Annotated in this window: 3 protein-coding genes; 2 read left to right on the top strand and 1 reads right to left on the bottom strand. The window is 56.8% G+C overall.

Going from position 1 to position 2875, the window contains the following annotated elements:
- Positions 1–101: 101 nt before the first annotated feature.
- Positions 102–482, top strand: a complete 381-nt coding sequence (locus tag FJY67_11865; protein MBM3330143.1) for a clan AA aspartic protease — start codon at positions 102–104, stop codon at positions 480–482.
- 125 nt (positions 483–607) lie between these two features.
- Here FJY67_11865 and FJY67_11860 read toward each other — a convergent pair whose 3' ends face one another.
- Positions 608–2158 carry an NADH-quinone oxidoreductase subunit N gene (locus tag FJY67_11860; protein MBM3330142.1) on the bottom strand — a complete coding sequence of 517 codons (1551 nt, stop codon included), beginning with the start codon at positions 2156–2158 and terminating at the stop codon, positions 608–610.
- A 443-nt stretch (positions 2159–2601) separates the two neighbouring features.
- On the opposite strand from FJY67_11860, the gene FJY67_11855 reads away from it, so the two are divergent.
- A partial coding sequence (locus tag FJY67_11855; protein MBM3330141.1) for an ABC transporter permease occupies positions 2602–2875 on the top strand: 274 nt, incomplete at its 3' end.

Raw genomic sequence — 2875 nt, 5'->3', positions numbered from 1 at the left:
TTTTGGTTCTCACACAACGCTCGAAAACGGCATAAAGTCTATTTTGAAAATTAGAAATGAGAATAGCAGATCAAAATAGACCCATTTTCAACAGACTCAATATGGGGCTAATTAACGCACCCTTAATTCTTAGCAATCCAAGACGACCAGATATTGCCCCGGTAAAGGTGATGGCTTTGGCTGATACCGGATCAGTTCACCTCTCCATTCCTGAGGCGGTTCGAGTGCAGTTGATGCTCGAAGAGAATCACCGCAAGGAGATCACGCTTGCAGACGGAACGATGACGTCTGTTCCTTATGTCGGACCGATCGAACTTCGATTCAAGAACCGAACTGGCTTTGCCGGGGCTTTAGTCATGGGCGATCAGGCGTTGCTCGGCGCGATTCCTATGGAGGATATGGACTTGGTGTTGATTCCCAAAACCCGGCGGGTCGATGTCAATCCTGCCAGTCCGAATATTCCGACTACGATCGCAAAATGATAGCGACCGCCTTAATCACGCCCCGCGCCGATGATACTGCCCACCGAGAGGCATGAAGACACTCTTGAAATGGTCGGATCGGAATCCGACCTTACGCGAGGATTAGCATATCCCCCCCTGAGGAATCACCGCCCATTCATCGGCAGGTAGATCCCCCCTGCTCCGGCATTTGCCATCCCCATCAACATCCCCGGCAGCACCCCCCATAGCAAAATCCCGACCGCGCAGACTGCCAGCGCTACGCCGGTCGCCAGCCCCAACCGCACCGGAGCCGGATGCTCCCGGGGCCGCATATACATATAGACCACCAATCGCAAATAGTAATAGACCGACACCACGCTGTTCAGCACCGCAATCACCACCAGCCCGACATAGCCCGCCTTGACGGCTGCCGAGAAGATGTAGAACTTCCCGAAGAACCCGGCCGTCGGCGGAATCCCGGCCAGCGAGACGAGAAAGATAGTCAACACGCCTGCCAGCCAGGGACGCTCCAAAGCCAGCCCCTTATAGTCGTCGATCCGGTAGTCGGAGCCCTCACGCGAACGATTTACCAGATAGGCTACCGTGAAAGCGCCGATGTTCATCAGATAGTAAGCCGTCAGGTAGAAGAATAGCCCCCCGGCAGCCTGGCTGCGCGAAGGCTCGTGCGACGCCGCGAGGATGGCGACCAGCAAGTAACCGGCGTGTGCAATCGAAGAATAAGCCAGCATGCGCTTCAGGTCGGTCTGCGCCAGCGCAGCAACATTGCCGACGGTCATCGTCAGCGCTGCGACGACCCAGATCGCCGGACCCCAGACCTCCACTGCACCGGGGAAAACCCACCCGAAGAGTCGTAGAAAGACCGCCAGTGCTGCTGCTTTCGGTCCAGCGGACATGAAAGCGCTCACCGGCGTCGGCGCGCCTTGATAGACATCGGGCGACCAGAAGTGAAACGGCGCCGCCGCGATCTTGAAGAGAAGCCCCACCAACAGCAACGCCACCCCGGCGAGCAGTACCGGTCCGGCGGGATGCGTCGCTATCATCCCCGGCAGCCCGCCCGTTCCTACCGCTTCGCCTATGCGGGAGAAGTTCGTATACCCTCCCGACGCGCCGTAGATAAGCGCCATACCGTAGAGCAGGAATCCCGATGCGAAGGCACCCAACAGAAGATACTTGAGCGCTGCCTCACCCGACCTGGGGCGTTCGGAGCGTATCCCGGCAAGGCAATAGAGCCCGACCGACATCGTCTCGACACCGATGAAGAGGGTTACAAGATCGGTTGCCGCGGCAAGCGTCGTCATCCCGACGGTGGTCAGGAGCATGAGCGCGTAATATTCGCCGGTCCTCAGCGTCGAACCCAAGGTCCCGGCACTCCCCTCTTCACTATGATCATCGCTTGCTGAGGCATCAAACCGCGGCACGAAATAGTCGCGCGACACAAGCGCTGCGAGCAGTCCGACACCGCAGAGAAGTGCCTTCATTAGCGCACCGAAGGCATCGGTCGCGATCATCCCGTTCAGGAACCCGGCCGGAATGAGCGGGCCGCCGGTTGCCACGACGAGTGCTGTCGCGAGCGCACCTGCGAAGCCTATCAAGGCTATCGTCTGGAGCAGCCGCGCTGCACCCGGTCGAGCAAGTTCGGTCAGGAGGACGACGATCGCCGAGACCGTCAGGACGATCTCGGGAAGGATGGGCAAGTACTCATTGAAGGACAAGGCGGTAACTCCTGCGCATTGAGCGGTTCGGGGAATACTGGCAATTTAGGGCTTTGCCGGTGGTGCCGCAAGGCGAGGGAGTGAAACCGCCCGCCCGGTGCGTATATTGAACCACCAGTCAACGAAGCGACCCGAATTATTAGGAGGTGCAGATTATTGTTGCCGTTCTTGGAGGGCGGACATTCCTGTCCGCCCTGATGAAGAGTTCCTATTAGGCAAGGGCGGACAAGAATGTCCGCCCTCCAAGTCAACACTTTTCTGCACTGATTAATAGTGCTAATGATGATGATATTAAGGATTGGAATGCCCTGGCGACTCAAGTTGCAAGATAGGATCAACTTCGTTCCGCCCGTATTGATTTGCATTAACATCAGCATTAGCATTATCTTCATTCCTTCGTGTTTCATTCACTTCGATCCTTTCCATTGCTCCATCGCATTAAATACTTCATACAGGTCGTCATTGCCCGATCCTATGTCCGCGTAATCGGCGCACAGCGGGAGTTGTCGTGGATATTAGGCGATACACTCCTCCCCTTTCTGGCGGTTGCAGCATTCGTCTATGTCTATCGGGGAATGGGCGCGCCCGAGGAATACACCGGTTTCGTCGTCCTGGGCGGTATTCTAATGACCTTTTGGATGCACACCATCTGGTCGATGGGGATGCAACTCTTCTGGGAGAAGGAGACCGGCAACCTTG

This window comes from Calditrichota bacterium, from assembly GCA_016867835.1.
GTDB lineage: Bacteria > Electryoneota > AABM5-125-24 > Hatepunaeales > Hatepunaeaceae > VGIQ01.
The sequence above is the reverse complement of the archived record's forward strand: the minus strand, read 5'-3'. Positions and strand labels throughout refer to the sequence as shown.